This is a genomic window from Streptomyces sp. TRM68367, assembly GCF_014495685.1.
Classification (GTDB): Bacteria; Actinomycetota; Actinomycetes; order Streptomycetales; family Streptomycetaceae; genus Streptomyces.
The window spans coordinates 142702-162872 of sequence record NZ_JACTVI010000009.1; the positions used below are offsets into that span (position 1 = coordinate 142702).

Annotated in this window: 19 protein-coding genes and 1 tRNA gene; 15 read left to right on the plus strand and 5 right to left on the minus strand. The window is 72.2% G+C overall.

Features of this window, described 5'->3' with window-relative positions; translation table 11 throughout:
* Positions 1-53 precede the first annotated feature (53 nt).
* The 7 genes from H8R17_RS09810 (at position 54) to H8R17_RS09840 (ending at position 6378) form a co-directional block, all read left to right on the plus strand.
* Positions 54-1031 (plus strand): phosphatase PAP2 family protein, encoded by a 978-nt coding sequence (locus tag H8R17_RS09810; protein WP_187822749.1) that lies wholly within the window; start codon positions 54-56, stop codon positions 1029-1031.
* Positions 982-2172, plus strand: a complete 1191-nt coding sequence (locus H8R17_RS09815; RefSeq protein WP_316959360.1) for a hypothetical protein — start codon at positions 982-984, stop codon at positions 2170-2172. The genes H8R17_RS09810 and H8R17_RS09815 overlap by 50 nt, the downstream gene beginning before the upstream one ends.
* Entirely contained in the window at positions 2163-3764 is a 1602-nt protein-coding gene (locus H8R17_RS09820) for a hypothetical protein (protein ID WP_187822750.1), read from the plus strand. Before H8R17_RS09815 ends, H8R17_RS09820 begins: the two co-directional genes overlap by 10 nt.
* The gene (locus H8R17_RS09825; protein WP_187822751.1) at positions 3761-5119 is read left to right on the plus strand and encodes an AAA domain-containing protein; all 1359 of its coding nucleotides are present in this window, start codon (positions 3761-3763) and stop codon (positions 5117-5119) included. Before H8R17_RS09820 ends, H8R17_RS09825 begins: the two co-directional genes overlap by 4 nt.
* Positions 5120-5227: 108 nt before the next feature.
* A complete protein-coding gene (locus tag H8R17_RS09830; RefSeq protein ID WP_187822752.1) occupies positions 5228-5593 on the plus strand; it encodes a hypothetical protein in 366 nt (121 codons plus the stop codon).
* Positions 5594-5642: 49 nt separating this feature from the next.
* Entirely contained in the window at positions 5643-6314 is a 672-nt protein-coding gene (locus H8R17_RS09835; protein WP_399476508.1) for a bifunctional DNA primase/polymerase, read from the plus strand.
* Positions 6305-6378: transfer RNA gene (locus H8R17_RS09840), tRNA-Lys, on the plus strand. Before H8R17_RS09835 ends, H8R17_RS09840 begins: the two co-directional genes overlap by 10 nt.
* 80 nt (positions 6379-6458) lie before the next feature.
* Here the strand turns inward: H8R17_RS09840 and H8R17_RS09845 are convergent.
* Entirely contained in the window at positions 6459-7721 is a 1263-nt protein-coding gene (locus tag H8R17_RS09845) for a M6 family metalloprotease domain-containing protein (protein WP_187822776.1), read from the minus strand.
* A 332-nt stretch (positions 7722-8053) separates the two neighbouring features.
* Between H8R17_RS09845 and H8R17_RS09850 the strand changes: the two genes are divergently transcribed.
* On the plus strand, positions 8054-9904 hold the full coding sequence (locus H8R17_RS09850) for a bifunctional diguanylate cyclase/phosphodiesterase (RefSeq protein WP_187822754.1): 1851 nt from the start codon (positions 8054-8056) through the stop codon (positions 9902-9904).
* On the opposite strand, the gene H8R17_RS09855 is transcribed toward H8R17_RS09850, so the two are convergent.
* The 3 genes from H8R17_RS09855 to H8R17_RS09865 form a co-directional block, all read right to left on the minus strand.
* Positions 9883-10956, minus strand: coding sequence for an LLM class flavin-dependent oxidoreductase (locus H8R17_RS09855; RefSeq protein WP_187822777.1), 1074 nt, complete (start codon positions 10954-10956; stop codon positions 9883-9885). The two genes, H8R17_RS09850 and H8R17_RS09855, sit on opposite strands and share 22 nt — an antisense overlap.
* Positions 10957-11231: 275 nt before the next feature.
* Complete coding sequence (locus H8R17_RS09860) at positions 11232-12647, minus strand: amidase (protein ID WP_187822778.1); 1416 nt, start codon at positions 12645-12647, stop codon at positions 11232-11234.
* A 27-nt stretch (positions 12648-12674) separates the two neighbouring features.
* Positions 12675-13622 (minus strand): D-2-hydroxyacid dehydrogenase, encoded by a 948-nt coding sequence (locus tag H8R17_RS09865; RefSeq protein WP_187822755.1) that lies wholly within the window; start codon positions 13620-13622, stop codon positions 12675-12677.
* A 172-nt stretch (positions 13623-13794) separates the two neighbouring features.
* Here H8R17_RS09865 and H8R17_RS09870 point away from each other — a divergent pair, with 172 nt between their 5' ends.
* Positions 13795-14604, plus strand: coding sequence for an aspartate/glutamate racemase family protein (locus tag H8R17_RS09870; protein WP_187822756.1), 810 nt, complete (start codon positions 13795-13797; stop codon positions 14602-14604).
* Positions 14601-15332 (plus strand): aspartate/glutamate racemase family protein, encoded by a 732-nt coding sequence (locus H8R17_RS09875; RefSeq protein ID WP_187822757.1) that lies wholly within the window; start codon positions 14601-14603, stop codon positions 15330-15332. The genes H8R17_RS09870 and H8R17_RS09875 overlap by 4 nt, the downstream gene beginning before the upstream one ends.
* A 94-nt stretch (positions 15333-15426) precedes the next feature.
* Here H8R17_RS09875 and H8R17_RS09880 read toward each other — a convergent pair whose 3' ends face one another.
* On the minus strand, positions 15427-15921 hold the full coding sequence (locus H8R17_RS09880; protein ID WP_187822758.1) for a DUF3830 family protein: 495 nt from the start codon (positions 15919-15921) through the stop codon (positions 15427-15429).
* 47 nt (positions 15922-15968) lie between these two features.
* Between H8R17_RS09880 and ehuB the strand changes: the two genes are divergently transcribed.
* The 5 genes from ehuB (at position 15969) to H8R17_RS09905 (ending at position 20088) form a co-directional block, all read left to right on the plus strand.
* Positions 15969-16913, plus strand: coding sequence for an ectoine/hydroxyectoine ABC transporter substrate-binding protein EhuB (ehuB, locus tag H8R17_RS09885; RefSeq protein ID WP_187822759.1), 945 nt, complete (start codon positions 15969-15971; stop codon positions 16911-16913).
* Positions 16910-17611: an ectoine/hydroxyectoine ABC transporter permease subunit EhuC gene (gene ehuC / locus H8R17_RS09890; RefSeq protein ID WP_187822760.1), complete on the plus strand. Its 702-nt coding sequence runs from the start codon at positions 16910-16912 to the stop codon at positions 17609-17611. Before ehuB ends, ehuC begins: the two co-directional genes overlap by 4 nt.
* Positions 17608-18267, plus strand: a complete 660-nt coding sequence (ehuD, locus tag H8R17_RS09895; protein ID WP_187822761.1) for an ectoine/hydroxyectoine ABC transporter permease subunit EhuD — start codon at positions 17608-17610, stop codon at positions 18265-18267. The genes ehuC and ehuD overlap by 4 nt, the downstream gene beginning before the upstream one ends.
* Before the next feature lies 1 nt (position 18268).
* Positions 18269-19045: an ectoine/hydroxyectoine ABC transporter ATP-binding protein EhuA gene (ehuA, locus tag H8R17_RS09900; protein ID WP_316959363.1), complete on the plus strand. Its 777-nt coding sequence runs from the start codon at positions 18269-18271 to the stop codon at positions 19043-19045.
* 290 nt (positions 19046-19335) lie between these two features.
* Positions 19336-20088 carry an IclR family transcriptional regulator C-terminal domain-containing protein gene (locus H8R17_RS09905; RefSeq protein WP_187822762.1) on the plus strand — a complete coding sequence of 251 codons (753 nt, stop codon included), beginning with the start codon at positions 19336-19338 and terminating at the stop codon, positions 20086-20088.
* Positions 20089-20171 lie beyond the last annotated feature (83 nt).

The following is a 20171-nucleotide window of genomic DNA, read 5'->3' on the forward strand; positions in this document are numbered from 1 at the left end:
GGGCGCTCACCTACGCCGTACAGTGGCACGACAACGAAGGGGGAGGCCACCGGATGCCGCACACCGAGTCACCGGGCTCCGACATAACCCCGCGGACCCGGACCCGGACCCGGCTGCGCTGGTGGACCGAACTGCCGCTGATCCTGCTGTTGTACGGCTGCTATTCTGCGGGCCGCCTGCTCGTCCGCGACGACGTCGCCGCCGCCGTCGACCACGGCCTGGCCATCCTGCACATCGAGAAGGTGCTGCGCCTCAACGCCGAGCACCCCCTCAACCGGCTCTTCACGCGCGAACCCTGGCTCGGCATCCCGGCCGACTTCTGGTACGCCTCGCTGCACTACCTGGTCACGCCCGCGATCCTGATCTGGCTCTTCAGATCCCGCTCCGCGCACTACCGCGCCGCCCGCACGTGGCTGATGACGTCCACCTTCATCGGCCTGATCGGCTTCACCCTGCTGCCGACCTGCCCGCCCCGCCTGCTCTCCCCGGCCCACGGCTTCGTCGACACGATGGCCCACTACAGCTCGTACGGCTGGTGGGGCGCTGACGCCAGCGCCCCGCGGGGTCTGGGCGGCATGACGAACCAGTACGCGGCGATGCCCAGCCTGCACGTGGGCTGGGCCCTGTGGTGCGGAGTGATGCTGTGGCGGTACGGCGGCACGCGTCCGGCGAAGGCAGCCGGTGTCGTCTACCCACTGGTGACCACGATCGTGGTGGTGGGCACCGCGAACCACTACCTCCTCGACGCGGTCGCGGGCGCGGCCGTCATGGGCGCCGGGCTGCTGCTGACGCCGCTGGTGACGCGCTGCCTGAACCGGGTCAAGGAGCGGATCGTCGTGCGCGTCGTACCGGTCGCCGCCGGCTCCCGTGGCGCACAGACCGCACCACAGGCCTCAATTGTCAGTGGCGGATGCCAGACTTCCGCGGGTGAGCGAATTCCACGGCAACGCGAGTCACGGTTCGAACCAGGAGCCGAGCCCGGTGCCTCTCCCCCGGGCGCGGGGGACGGCGCTGCGGCAGCGGCTCGCTGAGCTGCGCGGTCCGGACGTACCGGCCAAGGCGCTGGACGCGCGCGCGCTGGCCGCCCTCGCCGCCAACCCCGGCTGCGAGCGGCGCGCGATCCTGGACGGCGCGGGGGTGAACAAGGCGGCGCTGGCGAGCGCGCTGGGCTCGCCGTCGGTGTTCGGGCAGTCCCAGTTCGCGTTCATGCGGGGCAACGCGTTCGAGGCGCGAGTCAAGGCGGACGGCGGCGCGGAGCTGCTGCGGCTGGTGCGCGACCGGCTCGACCCGGCCACCGAGCCGCCCACGGCCGCGCGCGTGCCGGAGCTGTCCGCGACCGGCCCCGAGGGCCGCGCAGCGCGTACGGCGCTGGCTCTGCGCGAGGCCACCGCCGCGCCGGGCGCGTGGACGCTGCTGGACCACCCGATGCTCGCACTCGACGTCGCCGGCTCGCCCGCGTTCCTGGAGCCGGACGCGGTGGTGGTGCACCCCGACGGGAGCTGGACGATCGTCGAGATCAAGTCCTTCCCGATGCTGGACGGCTCTTCGGACCCGGCGAAGGTCGGCGCGGCCGCCCGCCAGGCCGCGGTGTACGTGCTGGCGCTGGAGCAGGTCGCCGCCCGCCTCGATCCCCCGCCCGGCGTACGGCACCGGATCCTGCTCGTGTGCCCCCGGGATTTCTCCAACCTGGCCACCGCGGCCGCCGTCGACATCCGCAAGCAGCGTGCGGTCACCGCCCGCCAGTTGGCCCGCCTCACCCGCATGGAGGACATCGCCGGCACTCTCCCCGAGGGCACGTGCTTCTCGCCCGACCTGCCCGCCGACCGGCTGACGGCCGCCGTCGAGTCGGTCCCGGCGACGTACGCGCCGGAGTGCCTGTCCGCGTGCGAGCTGGCCTTCCACTGCCGCGCCCGCTCCCGCGAGATGGGAGCGGTGACCTCCCTCGGCCGTCCGGTGCGCGCCGAACTGGGCGGCCTGACCACGGTCGGGGACGTCCTCGCCGCGGCCCGCGGCGACAGCGGCGACCCGTCCGACCCGGCGGTGGCGGCACTCCGGCGGGCGGCACAACTGCGCGCGGAGGCACTGACCGCCGCCCAGCACCACGCTTTTGCCCAGCACACCGCTTCCACCCAGCACACCGCGTCCGGCCGGGAGGCCACCCCGTGTCGCTGATCGCCACCCTCGCCCGCCTCGAAGCCGTCAGCTCCGGCCGCGCGCAGCCCGCCGCCACCGTCCGGCACCGGCACCTGGCCGAGCGGCCCCTGGTGCTCGTGCCGCTCACCACCGCCGGTGAGGCCGCCGCCCCGCTCGGCGCGCTGGTCGGTACGGACCGGGACGCGCCGCGGTTGCTGGTCGTACCGCAGCCGTACGACCGCGACCTGCGCTTCGCGTTCCTCGCCGACCTGGCCGACATCGTGCTGCCGTACGTCGACGCGTACGCGGACTCCGTGGCGGCCGCCGAGCGCACCGAGACCGACCCGGAGACCGGCAAGCGGGTCAAGGTCGAGGTCGACCTGTGCGCGGACGCGCCCCAGCTGATCGTGCCGAGCCGCCCGGGCATCGCGTTCGTACGGCTGCTGGGCCGCTCCATGCGCTTCAGGCGCACGGCGGAGCAGGACCCGGAGGCGCCGCACCCCGCACCGCCGCGCGTGCCGCTGCTCGGGCGATGGCTGACCCACTTCGGGGAACGGGCCCGGGTGCCCGGCTCCTCGTTGCTGCTGGCGATGACGGACCTGCTGGCCCGGCACTGGGCGACCGGGCAGTCCAGCCTGGAGGACCAGCACCTCGGGGCACTGCTCGCCTGGATCGACCCGCCGGACGGCCTGACCGGCGCCGGGGCCGCGCTGCGGGCCGAGCTCGCGCGCGACGAGGCCGGCCAGCTGGTGTGCCCGCCCGCCGGACCGGCCACCGACCCGGCGTTCGACAACAAGCTGCTCGCCCCGGCCATCGAGCGCCACGCCCGCGCCCGCACCGCGCTGGCCACCGCCGAGGACGGCCTGGCGGCCGACGACCGGCTCGCCGCCCTCACCGCCGCCGAGCGGGAGATCCGCGCGCTGGTCGAGAGCCGGACGCGGCCCACCTGGGACGCGGTGTGGCGGGGTCTTGACCTGCTGCGGGAGCTGCCCGAGGGCGGGCGCGTCGAGGACCGGTGGACGCGCGACCGCTGGTCGTTCACCGGCCACCGCGACCGCGTCCTGGCGGGCGAGCCTCCGCAGCCGCGCCGCGACGACGCGGTCACAGCCGCGAACAAGCTCGCCACGCGCGAGCGGGAGCAGGCCCGCCTGGAGGCACAGGAGGCGCTCGACGACCCGCTGGTGATGGCCGGGCGGCGGCTGGCCGGGGAGGCGTTCGCGGGCGAGGTCACGGACGTGGTCATGGCGTACAGCCAGAGCAAGCGGCCCAGCCCCCGCCCGCTGGTCACGGTCCGCACGGAGGACCGGCCGCATCTCGGGGAGCGGGCGAAGGTGTACCGCTCGCTGGGCGGGAAACCGCAGGCGGCCGAGTTCGTCGGCTACGAGAACGACGGAGCCGGCGGCGCCCTGATCGTCCTGCGGACCCTCGACAAGATGGGCCGCGGCAAGGAACCCGACGCCGGGTCCGTGCCGGAGAAGGGCGACCAGGTGTGCTTCACCCTCTTCGAGCACGAGCAGCGGGGCGGCGCGAAGCTCCCCGACCCGGAGCAGACGCCGTGGACGCACGGCGGACCGCCAGGTGAGGCGGTGCCGGAGGCTGCCGACCCGGTGACCGAGGAGGACGCGCTGTGACCGCCACCCGCCCGCCGGAGGCCGAGACCGCCACCGACCCCGGCGTCGCGGCTACTCGCGCCACCGACGCGATCCTGCACGACACCCTGCACGGCTCGGAACGCGGTGTCGTCGTCGACTCCCCGCCCGGCGCCGGCAAGTCCACGCTCGTCGTACGCGCGGCACTCGAACTGGCCGACGCCGGGCGCCCCCTGATGGTCGTCGCACAGACCAACGCCCAGGTCGACGACCTGGTCCTGCGCCTGGCCGAGAAGAACCCCGAGCTGCCGGTGGGCCGGCTGCACAGCAGCGACACCGACGCGTACGACAAGGCGCTGGACGAGCTGCCGCAGGTCCGCACGTCCGCGAAGGCCGCCGACCTCACCGGACTCCCGATCGTGCTGTCCACCGCCGCCAAGTGGGCGCACGTCAGGACTGACGAGCCGTGGCGGCACGCGATCGTGGACGAGGCCTACCAGATGCGCTCGGACTCCCTGCTGGCCGTGGCCGGGCTGTTCGAGCGGGCGCTGTTCGTGGGGGATCCCGGCCAGCTGGACCCGTTCGCGATCGTCGGCAGCGAACAGTGGGCGGGCCTGTCGTACGATCCCTCCGCCTCCGCCGTCACCACGCTCCTCGCCCATAACCCCGCCCTGCCGCAGCACCGCCTGCCGGTGTCCTGGCGCCTGCCCGCGTCGGCGGCGCCCCTGGTGTCGGACGCCTTCTACCCGTACACCCCGTTCCGCAGCGGCACCGGCCACGGCGACCGCCGCCTCGCCTTCGCCGTCCCCTCGGACGGCTCGGGCCCCGACCGGGTGATCGACGAGGCAGCCGAGTCCGGCTGGGGCCTGCTGGAACTGCCCGCCCGGCACACCCCGCGCACGGATCCCGAGGCGGTACGGGCGGTCGCCACGGTCGTACGGCGCGTGCTGGACCGGGACGGCGCGGCTGTCTCGGAGCGCGCGCCGGATCCCGCGCCCCTGTCCGCCGACCGGATCGCCGTCGGCACCGCGCACCGCGACCAGGCGGCGGCCGTCCGGGCGGCCCTGGCCGAGCTCGGCGTCACCGACGTCACCGTGGACACGGCGAACCGGCTCCAGGGCCGCGAGTACGACGTGACGGTCGTCCTCCACCCGCTCTCCGGCCGCCCCGACGCCACCGCGTTCCACCTGGAGACGGGCCGCCTGTGCGTCCTGGCCTCCCGCCACCGGCACGCGTGCATCGTGATCTGCCGCGCGGGCGTGAGCGACCTGCTGGACGCCTACCCGTCGACGGAACCGGTCCAGCTGGGCACGGTCGTGAAGTTCCCGGACGGCTGGGAGGCGAACCACGCGGTGCTGGCCAAGCTGGCGCAGCACCAGGTGGCCTGGCAGCCGTGACCGGTGCCTCGGCGCCCCGTCGGCGCACGCACTCTTGCGTTGCGCGAGACAATGGGTGGTGGCCCACTCCACAGGGGGGTCACCCGCGACCTACGAGGAGGCGAAGACATGGCGGAGCCCACGCCGCGTCGGAACGAACCGCGGCTACGCCCCGCGCCCCTGCTCTTCGAGCCCGCGGAGGCGGCCTCCGACCCGGAGCACTTCTTCGACCTGGAGTCGATCGACGATCCGCGCGCGCTGCTGGACCGGGCGACGGAGCTGACGCAGGCGTTCCGTGCGGCGGCCGACCGGGCGGTGGAGTTCCAGGCGATCGCGGCGGCGCAGCTGGCCGACCCGCGGCGGTTCGACCGGCTCACGCCCGCGGACATCGCCGAGCGGGCCGAGTGGACCGAGGACTACGCCAAGAAGATGGTCGAGTTCGGCCGCGATCTGATGCGCGGCGGCGAGGGCCCGGGGCACGTCGACCCGGTGTGATCAAAACCGGCCAGGTCACGACCGGTGCGGCATATGCCAGGCGGGCAAGATACCGCTCCCTCCGCCCTCCTGTCCCGAATTCCCGCAACCCGCGGCAGCCGGGCACTCACGGCCGGTAGACGTAGGTGGCATGAGCAGTACACCGAACGCGTCGGACGTCACCACATACGGCGCTGCCTGGCTCGCCTCGGCGGGACGGTATCCGCGCAGCACCCTCGCGCTCTGGGAGGAGCGGCCGGACGCCCCGGTCGTGCTGCCCTGCGGCACCGCCTTCGACGTGGTCACCGCGCCCGCGATCTTCGGGCGCCGGATGCTCGACCGGCTGTGGGAGGAGGGCCCGGGCTCGGGGCCGGTCGCGGAGTTCCGGGGCCGTATGCTGCTGTTCGCCGCGCCGGGCACGGCCCAGCGGCTGCCGACGCTGCTGGAGTGGGAGGAGTGGGGGGCGGACGGCCGCGAGGACTGTCGTACGACGGCGATCCCGCCGCTGCTGTGCCACGGCACCGGTGACGCGGTGACCGTCCCGGCGCCGGCCGGTGCCGCCTGCGCCGACCGGTCCGGCTGCCGCTGGCTGGTCGCGCCGGACACGCGTCAGCCCTGGTTACCGGGCCCGGAGGTGCTGCTGTGGGCGGCCGTGCGGGCGGCCCGCGCGGCCTTGCGGATATCGATTTTTCCTCCTGAGGATCAGGGTGCTAAGGTCTACGACGTCAGCAGGCGCCGCTAGCTCAGTTGGTTAGAGCAGCTGACTCTTAATCAGCGGGTCCGGGGTTCGAGTCCCTGGCGGCGCACGACACCGAAGAAGCCCCTCGCGCAGGCGAGGGGCTCTTTGTATGCCGCGTTGTATGCCCGCGCGGTCCGAAGGCCTCCCTCACCCAGGCGTGATCTTCACCGTCCACGCCCCTGAAGCCGTGCGGTCCTCCACCTCCACCCGCGTGCCCTCCCCCGGCACCGTGAAGCTCTCGCCCAGGGCGACCGGGGCGTCGGCGAGGGGCGGGTAGACGGAGTCCTCCCAGCAGGCCTCGGTGTCCGGATGGGCGTCGATCACCTCGATGGGGCCGCCGCCGGACTCGGCGCCGCTGCGCACCCGGTAGACGAGGACGCCCGTGCGGCAGACGCCGGCGTCGTTGCCGAGGGGGCCGCGCGCCTCGAAGGCGAGCGCGCTGTCGGGGCCGGTGCGCACGACCGCCAGCTTGGTGCCGCGCCCCAGCCCGAAGGCCGGCGCCCCGGCGGCGCCCGTGACCGGCACGCCGGGCCCGGCCCCGAGCGGCTCCAGGGTGAGCCGGGTCCGACCGGTGCCGCCCACGCACGCCACCTGGCGGGATTCCAGCCAGCCGAGCTTCCACTTGTGCCAGCCGAACAGGTCGGGCGCCAGGCCGAACTGACTTCCCATCAGGTCCCAGTCGCCGACGTAGGTGTCCCAGTCGCCCTTGCCGTCGACGGGCCGGTGGTACAGGTCGGGCAGGTCGAAGACGTGGCCGGTCTCGTGGGCCAGGACGAGCCGGTCGGGCGGATGCTTCTCGAACACCGTGACGATCCGCCGCAGGTCGGTGCCGTCGGCCCGTAGCGGGGCCTCCAGGTTGACGACCTTCGTGGCGTCCGAGTCCACGCCGGGCGCGTCCGGGTCGGCGACGAAGTACACGACGTCGTAGCGCGAGAAGTCGACCTGCGCGTCGGCCGCGGCGAGCGCGTCGCGCAGGTACAGGGCCCGGTGCGCGGCGCTCCAGTCGCGCTGTATGGAGTACGCGGTGGACGGGCGGGGCATCGGGGTCCAGTGCCGCAGCGGGTGCGGGTGCAGCGTGAACCGGCCATAGGAGGCGCGCCGGAAGAAGCGGCTGGTGGCCGGGAAGTGGTCGGCGGTCAGTTCGGCGGGTGTGGTCAGCGGGTGGGAGTCCGGGAAGGACAGGAACACCATGACGGCGTCCAGTCGGCGGGTCGGCTGCGGATAGGCGGCGTTCCAGGTGTCCACACCCTCGGAGTGGTGGGCGTCGGTGCGTTCGAGGGCGCAGGGCGCCGTCGAGAAGGGCTCGGCGACGGACGGGGCGCCCACGAGGGAGGTGGCGGCGAGCGCCGACATGATGGTGAACACGGCCGCAGTGCTGCGCAGTCGGCGGCGCGGGAACGGGCGCGGCACAGGGACCTCCGGGTGCGGTTCACGGGACACCGCATCCAGCCTGTGGGAGTTTGTCGTACTACGTCCTGTTTGCCTGCACCGGATGGGTGAGGGACCCGAAGAAGTCCCGAAGAACCGGCCCGCGCCGACACCCCGAAACACTCACGGAACGTCACAACTGGTCGGCGGCCTGAAGAAGCTGTCCAGGTGCGGGCAGAAACGATCTGTCACAAACGCCCCGGAGTCCGGGACACTGGATGGTGGCTGGAAGGACCTGAGGCCACCATCTATGATCGGCACACTTCCTGACCTTTCCTGCACGGACAAGATCGAGTGCACTGCGGGAGCGAGCGGTGAGCGGAACGTCCGAAGGGCCGGCGCCCGCAGGAGACCTCCTCGGGCCGGCCATCACAGAGAGTGAGATCGAGACGCCTCCTCGTGCTGAGTTGCCGCCGATGCTGCCCTACCGTTCCGTCTTCGCGGCCGCCCCGCTCGCCATGGCCGTCGTGGACCGCGAGGGCGTGGTGGTCAGCGCCAACGACATGCTCGGCGCGCTGCTGGGCATGCCCGCCGCGGAGTTGGCCGGTGCCGTGGCCGCGGACCTGGTCGACCTGTCGTCCGACGCCCGCACCTGGCACGCCTACCGCGAGGTGCTGCGCGGCCGGCAGGCCAGGCTGCGCTGCACCCGCCGCCTGAAGAATCCCGACGGGCGCTCGCTGTGGGTGCAGGCGACGGTGGCGCCGCTGCCCGGCGAGGAGCGGGGCGTGCTGCTGTCGGTCGCGGACATCAGCGCCCGCCGCGAACTCCAGGCCCGGCTGCGGCACTTGCAGATGCACGACCCGGTGACCCGGCTGCCCAACCGCACGCTGTTCTTCGAGCGCCTGACGGCCGCGATGGAGGCGGAGGCGTACGAGGAGGGCGGCACCGGCCGGATCGGGCTGTGCTATCTCGACCTGGACGGCTTCAAGGCCGTCAACGACACCCTCGGGCACCGCGTCGGCGACCGGCTGCTGGCGGCCGTGGCCGAGCGGCTGAAGCGGTGCGCCGACGAGGCCGGGTACGCCAGGACGAACACGCCGCTGGTGGCCAGGCTCGGCGGCGACGAGTTCGCGCTGCTCGTCGAGGACTCCACGGGCACCGAACAGCTCGCGGAACTCGCCGAGTCGGCCCTGACGGCGATTCAGGCCCCGTTCGACATCTCCGGCCAGCGCCTGTCGGTGTCGGCCTCCATCGGCGTCGTCGAACGGCACGCCGCCGGCACCACGCCGACCGCCCTGATGCAGGCCGCCGACACGACGCTGTACTGGGCGAAGGCCGACGGCAAGGCCCGCTGGACGCTGTTCGACCCGGAGCGCAACGCCCACCGTATGACCCGCCAGGCGCTGGCCTCCACGCTCCGCCCGGCCATCGAACGCGGCGAGTTCACGCTGGAGTACCAGCCGCTGGTGGGCATGGAGGACGACCGGGTGCACGGCGTCGAGGCGCTGGTGCGCTGGAATCATCCTCAGTTCGGCGTACTGACGCCGAATCGGTTCATCGGACTTGCGGAAGAGGACGGCTCGATCGTGCCGCTAGGCCGCTGGGTGCTGCGCACGGCCTGCCGGCAGGCCCGCCGCTGGCAGCTGGACCACCCGGACGAGCCGCCGATCTTCGTCAGCGTGAACGTGGCGGTCCGCCAGGTCTGGGACTCCGACCTGGTCGCGGACGTGGCCGAGACCCTGGCGGAGACGGGCCTTGACCCGCACCTGCTCCAGCTGGAACTCACGGAGTCGGCGGTGATGGGCTCGGCCGGGCGCCCGTTGCAGGCCCTCCAGGCGCTGAGCGAGACGGGTGTGCGCATCGCCATCGACGACTTCGGCACCGGCTACTCCAACCTGGCGTATCTGAGCCGCCTGCCGGTGTCGGTGCTGAAGCTGGACGGCTCGTTCGTACGGGGCTTCCAGTACGACTACGACGAGAACAACGCCGCCGGCGCCCGCCCGAACCCGGCCGACGAGGTCGTTGTCGAGGCGATGATCCAGCTCGCCCACCGGCTGGGCCTGACCGTCACCGCGGAGTGCGTGGAGACTTCCTCCCAGGCCACCCGCCTGCGCCGGATCGGCTGCGACACCGGCCAGGGCTGGCTGTACTCACGGCCGGTGCCGCCGGATCGCATTTCCGAGCTGCTGGGGGCGCCGGGGATTCAGGCCGTCGGCAAACCGTAGGCGTCCGCGAGCAGTTCGTAGGAGCGCAGGCGTAGTTCGCCGCGGTGGGCGTGGCTGGTGAGCATCAACTCGTCGGCGCCGGTGCGCTTGTAAAGGTCGTCCAGGCCCTCGCGCACCGCGTCGACCGCGCCGTGCACGATGTTCGCGGTCCAGGAGTCGATGAACTCCCGCTCCATCGGGCTGAATTCGTACGCCTCCGCCTCCTCCGGCGCCGGGAACAGGCCGGGACGGCCGGTGCGCAGCCGGACCATGTTCAGCCCCGTGGCCAGCACCTGCCGCCGCGCCTCCTTCTCGTCGTCGGCGGCGAGGACGGAGACGCCGATGAGGGCGTACGGCTCGTCCAGCACGGCGGACGGCCGGAAGGACTCCCGGTACAGGTCCAGGGCCGGGATCGTGTTCTGCGCCGAGAAGTGGTGGGCGAAGGCGAACGGCAGGCCGAGCATGCCGGCGAGCCGGGCGCTGAACCCGGAGGAGCCGAGCAGCCAGACCGGCGGGCGGTGCGGGGACTGCACGCCGCCCGGCGAGGTGCCCTGGACGGGGCCGGGAACGGCGTGGATCCGGCGGTAGGGGTGGCCGTCGGGGAAGTCGTCGTCCAGGAACCGGACCAGCTCGGCGAGCTGCTCGGGGAAGTCGTCGGCGCCCGAGTGAGGGAGGTCCGTACGGCGCAGGGCGGCGGCGGTGGCGCCGTCCGTGCCGGGGGCGCGGCCGAGGCCCAGGTCGATCCGGCCCGGCGCCATGGCCTCCAGCGTGCCGAACTGCTCCGCGATGACCAGCGGGGCGTGGTTGGGCAGCATCACGCCGCCCGAACCGAGCCGGATGCGGTCGGTGTGGGCGGCGAGGTGGGCCAGGATCACGGCGGGCGAGGACGAGGCGACGCCGGGCATGGAGTGGTGCTCGGCGACCCAGTAGCGGTGGAAGCCGCGGGACTCCGTGAGGCGGGCGAGGTCGACGCTGGTGCGCAGGGCGTCGCGGGCGGTGCGCCCGGCGCCGACCGTGACGAGGTCGAGGACGGAGAGGGGGACGGGGGCGGTGCCGTGCGCGGTACCGCGGATGCCGTCACCACCGGCGCCGTGCGCGGTAGCCCGGGCCTCGCCGGGCCCGGTGCCGTCGGGGCGCCCTGCGCCGGGCCTGGTGCCATCGCCACCGGTACCGGGCACGGTGCCGTCGGAGTGCGTTTCACGGCCGTCGGAGTGCGTTTCCCCGCCGCCGGTTCGGAGAGCTCGCCGGGTGCCGTTTCCGTCGCTTCGGGTGTCCTCTGCCGCCACGGTGGGTGCCTCCTGTCGCGTGCCTGCGGTTCCGCGTGAGCAGAACAGGAGACGGTCTCCGCTTATTCCCCGGCGCGTTGTGCTCCGGCGTGCGCCGGGGTGGCCACCCCGGCCTCGTACAGCGCGTGCGCCACCCGCAGCACCAGGTCGTCCCGGTGCCGGGCGGCCACCAGCTGGAGGCCGATGGGCAGGCCGTCGCCGTCCGCGCCGACCGGTACCGACGCCGCCGGCTGCTGGGTCATGTTGAACGGGTACGTGAACGGCGTCCACCCCGTCCAGCCCCGGTGGCCGGAACCCTTCGGCACCTCGGCGCCCGCCTCGAACGCCGTGATCGGCAGGGTCGGCGTGACCAGGAGGTCGTACGACTCGTGGAAGAGGCCCATGCGGCGGCCCAGGTCCATACGGACGTCCACGGCGGCCAGGTAGTCCAGCGCCGAGTAGCGGGCGCCGAAGGCGCAGATCTCGCGCAGGCCGGGGTCCATCAGCTCCCGCTGGTGCGGCCCGAAGTGCTGGGTCACCCGGGCCGCTCCGCTGAACCACAGGGTGTGGAAGGCGTCCACCGGCTCGGTGAGGTCGGGGTCGGTCTCGGTGACGTACGCGCCCATGTCCGCCAGCCGCTCCACCGCCTGCCGTACCGCCGCGGCGACCGCGGGCCGTACCGCCACCTGGCCGCCCAGGGTCGGCGAGTACGCCACCCGCAGCCCGTGCACGCCACCCGCCAGCGCCGCCGTGAAGGAGCCCGGCGCCGGGCCCAGCGCCGACCAGTCGCGGGCGTCCGGGACGCCGATGACGTCCATCAGCAGCGCCGCGTCCGCCGCGTCCCGGGTCATCGGCCCCACGTGGGCCAGCGTCCCGAAGGCGCTCGCCGGGTACAGGGGCACGCGGCCGTACGTCGGTTTCAGCGCGAAGATGCCGCAGAAGGACGCCGGGATGCGCACGCTGCCGCCGCCGTCCGTGCCCAGCGACAGCGGGCCCGCGCCGAGGGCCACCGCCGCCGCGCTGCCGCCGCTGGAGCCGCCCGCGGTGCGCGTCGGGTCGTACGGGTTGCGGGTCACCCCGCTGAGCGGCGAGTCGGTCACGCCCTTCCAGCCGAACTCGGGGGTGGTCGTCTTGCCCAGGAAGACCGCACCGCTCTCGCGCAGCCGGGCCACGGAGGGCGCGTCCTCGTCCCAGCGGCCCTGCTCGGGGACGGCCTTCGAGCCGCGCAGGGTCGGGGCGCCGCGCAGCAGCAGGATGTCCTTGACGGTGACCGGCACGCCGTCCAGCGGGCCGGCCGGCTCGCCGCGCCGCCGGCGTTCCTCCGACTCATGGGCGCGGGCGAGGGCGTCCTCGGGGGTGAGGCGGACGAACGCGTTCACCTCCGGCTGGATCTCCTCGGCCCGCTCCAGCGCCGCGCGGGTGGCTTCCACGGGGCTGAACTCGCCCGTGCGGTAGCCCTCGATCAGCCCTGCGGCCGTGAGCTCGGTGAGCTGGGTCAGCTGGGTCATCCGCCCTCCCGGGGACGTTCAGTGTCCGGGTACGTACCCGCGGTCCTTGTCGACCACGTTCACCAGAGGTCTGCCCGCCGCCCAGAGCTCGTACAACTCCACGAACTGGGCGCCGAGTTCGTCCCGCCAGCCGATCGTGTCGCCGCTCATGTGCGGGGAGACGATCAGGCCGGGGACCTGCCACAGCGGGCTGTCGGGGGTGAGGGGCTCGTGTTCGAAGACGTCCAGGGCGGACCCGGCGATCCACTGCCTGGTCAGCGCGTCGGCGAGCGCCTCCTCGACGACGAGCTGCCCGCGGCCGACGTTGATGAACCGGGCGGAGGGCTGCATCACGCCGAACCGGCGGGCGTCGAACATGCCGCGCGTGTCCTCGGTCAGCGGCGCCGCCGCGATCACCCAGTCGGCGCGGGACAGCAGCCGGTCCAGGTCGTCGGGGCCGTGGATGCCGGAGCGCGGGGTGCGGCCGACGAGCGCGGTCGTAATCCCGAGCGCCCCCAGTGTGCTGCAGATCGCCCGGCCGATCGGCCCGGCGCCGATCACGCAGGCCCGGGTGCCGGCGACCTTCAGCGACTCGCGGTGCCGCCAGGTCCGCTCCCGCTGGAGCTCCAGGGTGCGCGGCAGGTCCTTGGCCATCGCCAGGACGAGGGCGGCGACGTACTCGGCGATCGGCCGGTCGAAGACGCCGCGGGCGTTGGTCACCACGGTGTCGGAGGCGACCAGCTCGGGACTGAGCAGGTGGTCCACGCCGGCACTCGCCGTGTGCACCCAGCGCGGCCGTGGCCCTTCGCCCGGCCAGGCCTCGCGCACCGCCCGCGAGGTGAAGTCCCACACGAGCAGTACGTCGGCGTGCGGCAGGTGCTCGGGCAGCGCGGATTCGTCCGTGTGCACGATCCGGGCCCGGCCGGTGAGGCGGCCCAGACGGGGCGGCGGGTCTGCTTCCAGAACGAGCAGCGTGGGCGTGGTCATGAGCAGCCGTTTCTCGGTGTTTCAGCGGTGTTTCCGGCGGCGTTTCCGGCGCCCTCTGGCGGGCGTCTGACATGCGAGGTTTGACCACGCTCGCACCGAACCCTACCTTCGTCAACACGGGCGTGCGAACGATCCGTTGCCCTACTCCTTCGCGCGTGAGGCGGTGCCTGCCATGGACGTCTCGTTTCTCGGCGGGCCGGGCCCACAACGTGGTGTCGGCGTCGTCGCCCCCTTCGACTTCGCGCTGGACCGCGAGCTGTGGCGCTGGGTCCCCGACGACATATCGCTCCATCTGACACGCACCCCTTTTGTGCCGGTCGAGGTCAGCCTCGACCTCGCCCGGCTGGTGAGTGAGCACGAGACCCTCGGCGAGGCGGTGCGCACCCTGAACGCCATCTCGCCCGAGGTCATCGGCTACGCCTGCACCTCGGGCAGTTTCGTCGGCGGCATCGCGGGCGAGCGCGCGTTGTGCGAGGCGATGACCCGGGCGGGCGCGGTGCCCTCCGTCACCACCTCGGGCGCGCTGCTGGAGGCGCTGGCCGAGCTGCGCGTGCAGCGGGTGGCGCTGGTGACGCCGTACACCGTGTCGGTGACCCGGTCCCTCGAGCGGTACATGAAACAGGCGGGCGTCACGGTCACCGGGCGCGCGTACATGGGGCTGACCCGGCATATCTGGAAGGTGCCGTACCGGCAGGTCGCCGACATGGCGCGAAGGGCGGTGCGTGGGACGCGGGGAAAACTGGGCGCCCCTCCGGAGGCGCTCTTCATCTCCTGCACGAATCTGCCCACGTACGACGTGATCCCGCAGCTGGAGGCCGAGTTGCGGATGCCGGTCATCTCGGCCAACCAGGTGACGATGTGGGCGGCGCTGCGCCGATTGGGTACTCCCGCGGTGGGGTCGTATCAGGCGCTGACCGATCCGGCGGCGCGGCCCGGTCCCGTATGGCCCGAAGAAGAGCAGCAGCAGGAAGGCTGGACATGACCGCACTCGGATTCCTCTACCCGGGCCACTCGGCCGAGGACGACTATCCACGTATCGAGCAGCTCCTGGGCAGTGACATCCGGGTGGATGTCGTTCACACGGACATCGGCGAGGACGCGCACCGGGTCGACGCGCTGTGCGAGATGGGCTCGCCGCAGCGGCTGGCGGCCGGCGTGCAGGAGCTGCGGCACGCGGGTGCCGAGGCGGTGGTGTGGGCCTGCACCAGCGGCAGTTTCGTGCACGGCTGGGAGGGCGCGCACGAGCAGGTGCGCACGCTGGCCATGGCGGCGGGCATGCCGGCGTCGTCGACGTCCTTCGCGTTCGTGCACGCGGTACGGGAGGTCGGGGCGCGGCGGGTCGCGATCGGGGCGACCTACCCGGACGACGTGGCGGACCTGTTCGCGGACTTCCTGGCCGCGGCCGGCATCGAGGTGGCCGGCGTCCGGCCCTCCGGCATCATCACCGCGGCGGAGGTCGGGACGTGGGGCGAGGCCGAGGTGTTCGCCCTCGCCCGCGCGGCCGACCGTCCCGAGGCGGAGGCCCTCCTCATGCCCGACACTGCTCTGCACACGGCCGCCCACATCCCGGCCCTGGAGAAGGAACTCGGCAAGCCGGTCCTGACGGCGAACCAGGTCACCGTCTGGGAGGCCCTGCGGCTGACGGACCGGCGGGTGAACGCGCCGGCGCTCGGAGCGCTGTTCAGCAAGGAGCCGCTCGTGCAGGCGTGAGGCGGCTTCCGCTGCGCACTGGTGCAGTGAAGCATCCCCCTGGCGCACTGGTGCGGGGCACGCCCCCTTGCGCACCAGCGCGCCGCGGGTTCGCTCACGCCCTCCGGAAGCTCAGCGTCTCCCCCGCCGCCCCGGAGCGCCACAGGTCGTTGCACGCGCGGGCCATCTCCTCCAGGCCTTCGACGACCTGCCCCCAGACGATGCCGGGGATCCAGCCGACGTCGCCGTTGAGGAGGAGGTTGTTGCGCTCGTAGAAGAGGGCCAGGTCGACCAGGGTGGTGCCGGCGCGGACATCACGGTCGTAGCCGTAGGACTTGGTCCCCAGTTCCGTACCGGCGAAGGCGAAGTAGCAGAGGTCGCCGGGGATGGGGGTGACGGTCGGGTTCTCCAGCGGCGGCTCGGCTGGCGCAAAGGGCGGGAAAAGGGCGTAGATCTCGTTTCGGGCGTATTTGGCGTGGTAGACGTCGCCGCTCAGCGGGAGGGCATCCCACACGGCCTTGCAGGTGAGAGGTGCGCGGTCGTCCAGCAGTTTCGCCGTGCAGTGGACGTCGCGCTTGGCCAGTGACAGCTCGATGAACCGATCAGTCATGCCCTCCAGGGTGCATACTTCGTGTGCCTTCGGGTAGTCGCGCGCCCATGGCTCCACCATTTGGGATTCCATCACGAACACAGTCACGTACACCGACACTCAGATCGCGTGCGGACGCCTCGGGGCCCACACGTCGGTCGCTGCTCGCGGGGGTTGCGGCGCTCGGCGCACTGGGGGCCGCCGGCTGCTCCCGCGTGGCCACCGCTTCCAGTACCGACGGCGGTGACCTGCTGGAGCGGCTCCGGGCGGCCGGCGTGGCCCGGCTCGGGATCGCGGGCGAGATCCCCTTCGGGTACATCAGTACAGACGGCGAAATGACCGGCGAGGCACCGGAACTCGCGAAGATCATCTTCAAGCGGCTCGGGGTCGACCGGGTACAGCCCGTGCCGAGCGAGTTCGGCTCCCTGATCCCCGGCCTCAAGTCGCAGCAGTTCGACATCGTGGCCGCCGGGATGTACATCAACCCCGAGCGCTGCCAAGAGGTCATCTTCTCCGACCCCGACTATCAGATGCTCGACTCCTTCATCGTGCGCAAGGGCAATCCGCTCGGGCTGCACGACTACAAGGACGTCGTCGAGAAGCGGGCGAAGTTCGCCACCGGAACCGGCTACGCGGAGATCGGCTACGCGGTCGAAGCCGGGTACAAGCGCGGCGACATCCTCATCGTGCCCGACCAGGTCGCGGGTCTGAACGCGGTGGAGGCCGGCCGCGTCGACGTCTTCGCCGGTACGGCGCTGACCACCCGTCTGGTGGTGGAGAAGTCCACCAAGGCGGAGGCGACCGAGCCCTTCAAGCCGATCGTCGACGGCAAGCCGCATGTCGACGGGGGCGGCTTCGCCTTCCGGCCGACCGAGACGAAGCTGCGGGACGCCTTCAATGTCGAGCTGCACAAGATGAAGCGCAGCGGGGAACTGTTCCGCGTGCTCGAACCGTTCGGTTTCACCAAGGCCGAGATGACCGATCTGACCGCGAAGGAGCTCTGCGGCGGATGACCTCGGGACTCTGGGAACTCGTACTCAAGGGCGTCTGGGTCACCATCCAGCTGCTGGTCTTCAGCGCGCTGCTGGGCGCGGCGATCTCCTTCGTCGTCGGCATCGCGCGCACCCACCGGCTGTGGATCGTCCGCTTCCTCGCGGGCTTCTACACCGAGGTGTTCCGCGGGACCTCGGCCCTGGTGATGCTCTTCTGGGTGTACTTCGTACTGCCGGTCGCCTTCGGCTGGCAGCTGGTGCCCCTGTGGGCGGGCGCGCTGGCGCTCGGGATGACCTACGGCGCGTATGGCGCGGAGATCGTGCGCGGCGCGCTGAACGCCGTCGACCCGGCGCAGAAGGAGGGCGGGATCGCGCTCAGCTTCACGCCCTGGCAGCGGATGCGGCTGATCATGCTGCCGCAGGCGGTGCCGGAGATGATCCCGCCGTTCTCCAACCTGCTGGTCGAGCTGCTCAAGGGCACCGCCCTGGTGTCGATCATCAACCTGGGCGATCTGACGTTCAGCGCCAACCTGGTGCGGCTCGCGCTGCAGGAGAGCGCGGAGATCTACACGTACATCCTGGTGATCTACTTCGTGATCGCCTTCCTGCTCACCCGCGTCATGCGCGGTCTGGAGAAGAAGCTGAAGGCCGGGGTCGGCAAGAAGCCGGAGAAGAAGGTGGCGGCCGTGCGCGTGCCTGAGGCCGGAGGTGTCGGATGAACTGGGACTGGAGCGCGGTCTCCGACTTCATGCCGTACTTCTGGGACGGCCTGCTGGTCACCCTGCAGGCGCTGGTCCTCGGCTCGGTGATCTCCTTCGCGGTGGGTCTGGTGTGGGCGCTGCTGATGCGGGTGCCGACCCGCTGGGTGCGCTGGCCGGTCGGGGTGGTGACGGAGTTCATCCGCAACACGCCGCTGCTGGTGCAGCTGTTCTTCCTGTTCTATGTGCTGCCCGAGTGGGGCGTGACCTTCTCGGCGCTGACGACCGGTGTCTTCGCGATCGGGCTGCACTACTCGACGTACACCATGCAGGTCTACCGGGCCGGTATCGAGGCCGTGCCGGTCGGCCAGTGGGAGGCCGCGACGGCGCTGAACCTGCCGCTGCGGCGGACGTGGAGCGCGGTGATCCTGCCGCAGGCCATCCGCCGGGTCGTGCCCGCCCTGGGCAACTACGTCATCTCGATGCTCAAGGACACGCCGCTGCTGATGGCGATCACCGTGCTGGAGATGCTCGGTGAGGCTCGCCTGTTCGCCCAGCAGACGTTCCAGTTCACCGAGCCCCTGACGGTGATCGGCGTGGCCTTCATCGTCGTTTCCTACCTGGCCTCCCTTCTCCTGCGATCCCTGGAGCGACGCCTTGTCCACCGACACCCCTGACATCCAGCACGATCCCGAGAAGAAGCCGACCGGGACGGGCAACAACGAGCTGATCCGCCTGGAGCGGGTCACCAAGCGGTTCGGGGACCACGTCGTCCTCGACAACCTCGACTTCTCCGTGGCCCCCGGCAAGCACGTCACGCTGATCGGGCCGTCCGGGTCGGGCAAGACCACGATCCTGCGGCTGCTGATGACGCTGCTCAAGCCCGACGAGGGCACGATCACCGTCGACGGCGAGCAGTTGTTCCCGGCGCCCGAGAAGCAGGTCCGCGAGGTCCGCAAGAAGATCGGGATGGTGTTCCAGCAGTTCAACCTGTTCCCGAACATGACGGTCCTGAGGAACATCACCGAGGCCCCGGTGACCGTGCTCGGCATGTCCAAGGACGCGGCCGAGGAGCGGGCGCGCGAACTGCTGGAGCTGGTGGGGCTGACCGAGCACATCGATAAGCGCCCCGCGCAGCTCTCCGGTGGCCAGCAGCAGCGCGTCGCGATCGCGCGGGCGCTGGCGATGCGGCCGCAGGTGCTGCTGCTCGACGAGGTCACCTCGGCGCTGGACCCGGAGCTGGTGGCCGGCGTCCTGGACGTCCTCAGGGACATCGCACGCTCCACGGACATCACGATGCTCTGTGTGACGCACGAGATGAACTTCGCCCGGGACATCTCCGACCAGGTCCTGATGTTCGACTCCGGTCACGTCATCGAGTCGGGCCCGCCGGAGAAGATCTTCAGCGATCCGGAGCACGACCGGACACGGGAATTCCTCAGCGCGGTGCTGTGATGACGGCACGTGACCGGGCCGAGGTCCGAGGTCCGGGCACCGGCTGGTGACTCTGGCATATGCCAGAGTGCCAGCGCCGCAGTTGAGAAGGGCCGCAATCTCGTCAACAACCGCTTCCTCCAGGCTTTTTGACGGCTATCGTGGAAGAGGCTGTTGACCGGATTGCGGCCCCACAAGCAAGCGCACCAGGGAGACCACCGTGGCGCTACTGTGCTTTTCCGGGGGGATACCCCTCCCGGGCCCCGGCCGACCTGCACGTGCCCCGGCAACCTCAAGGCGAGGGGGTTGAAGTGAAGGCCGGGCCGACCGCCCCCAACCGCTCCGCTCAGGAATCCCTGCGCATCCTGGAGACCGTGGCGCGGCACCCCGTCGGAGTCACCGACACACAGCTCGCCCGGCACACCGGCCTCGGCCGGGAGCGGCTGACACCGCTGCTGCGCATGCTGCGCCGCGAGGGGTACGTCGAGCAGGTCGCCGGCGGTGCGTACGTCACCGGCGAGGCCCTCGCCCGCCTCGGCTCCGCCCACGGCCGCGACCAGGCGTTGCGCGAGCAGCTCCAGCGGACCCTGGACCGGCTGCGCGACTCGGTCGGCGCCGCCGTCTACCTCAGCCGGTACGTCGACGGCGAGGTCCGGGTCACGCAGTACGCCGACAGCCAGGACACGCCGAAGGCCAACGAGTGGGTCGACTTCCGCTACTCGGCGCACGCCACCGCGATCGGCAAGAGCCTGCTCACCCAGCTCGACCACCGGGGCCGCCGCGACCACCTGGCCCGGCACAAGATGGCCCGCCTCACCTCGCGGACCATCACCAGCGAGAGGCTCCTGCTCTCCCGCCTGGACGCCCAGCCGCCCACCGTGCCCGTCCTCGACCTCCAGGAGTACGCGATCGGCACGGTCTGCGCGGCCGTCCCGATCACCGCGGGCTCCTCGGTGGGCTGCCTCGCGCTGTCCCTGCCCGTGGAGCACGCCCACCGGCTGCGCCGCGCCGCGGACACGCTGAACCGCAACGCCGCGCCGGTGCTGCTGTCGCTGGCGATCTAGTGCCAATGCCGTGTAGTTAGGGCTTGCCGGGAAACAAGCCGTGGCTTCGGGCCTTGGTCCTCGTTGTTGTGGTATGGGGAGAC

What these genes read in the sequence shown, in the direction of transcription:
- H8R17_RS09830 (WP_187822752.1), top strand. Translation starts at nt 5,228, where the DNA reads ATGGCGGAGCCCACGCCGCGTCGGAACGAACCGCGGCTACGCCCCGCG.
- H8R17_RS09880 (WP_187822758.1), bottom strand. Translation starts at nt 15,921, where the DNA reads ATGACTGATCGGTTCATCGAGCTGTCACTGGCCAAGCGCGACGTCCAC.
- ehuB (WP_187822759.1), top strand. Translation starts at nt 15,969, where the DNA reads ATGGCTCCACCATTTGGGATTCCATCACGAACACAGTCACGTACACCG.
- H8R17_RS09810 (WP_187822749.1), top strand. Translation starts at nt 54, where the DNA reads ATGCCGCACACCGAGTCACCGGGCTCCGACATAACCCCGCGGACCCGG.
- H8R17_RS09875 (WP_187822757.1), top strand. Translation starts at nt 14,601, where the DNA reads ATGACCGCACTCGGATTCCTCTACCCGGGCCACTCGGCCGAGGACGAC.
- H8R17_RS09865 (WP_187822755.1), bottom strand. Translation starts at nt 13,622, where the DNA reads ATGACCACGCCCACGCTGCTCGTTCTGGAAGCAGACCCGCCGCCCCGT.
- ehuC (WP_187822760.1), top strand. Translation starts at nt 16,910, where the DNA reads ATGACCTCGGGACTCTGGGAACTCGTACTCAAGGGCGTCTGGGTCACC.
- H8R17_RS09870 (WP_187822756.1), top strand. Translation starts at nt 13,795, where the DNA reads ATGGACGTCTCGTTTCTCGGCGGGCCGGGCCCACAACGTGGTGTCGGC.
- ehuD (WP_187822761.1), top strand. Translation starts at nt 17,608, where the DNA reads ATGAACTGGGACTGGAGCGCGGTCTCCGACTTCATGCCGTACTTCTGG.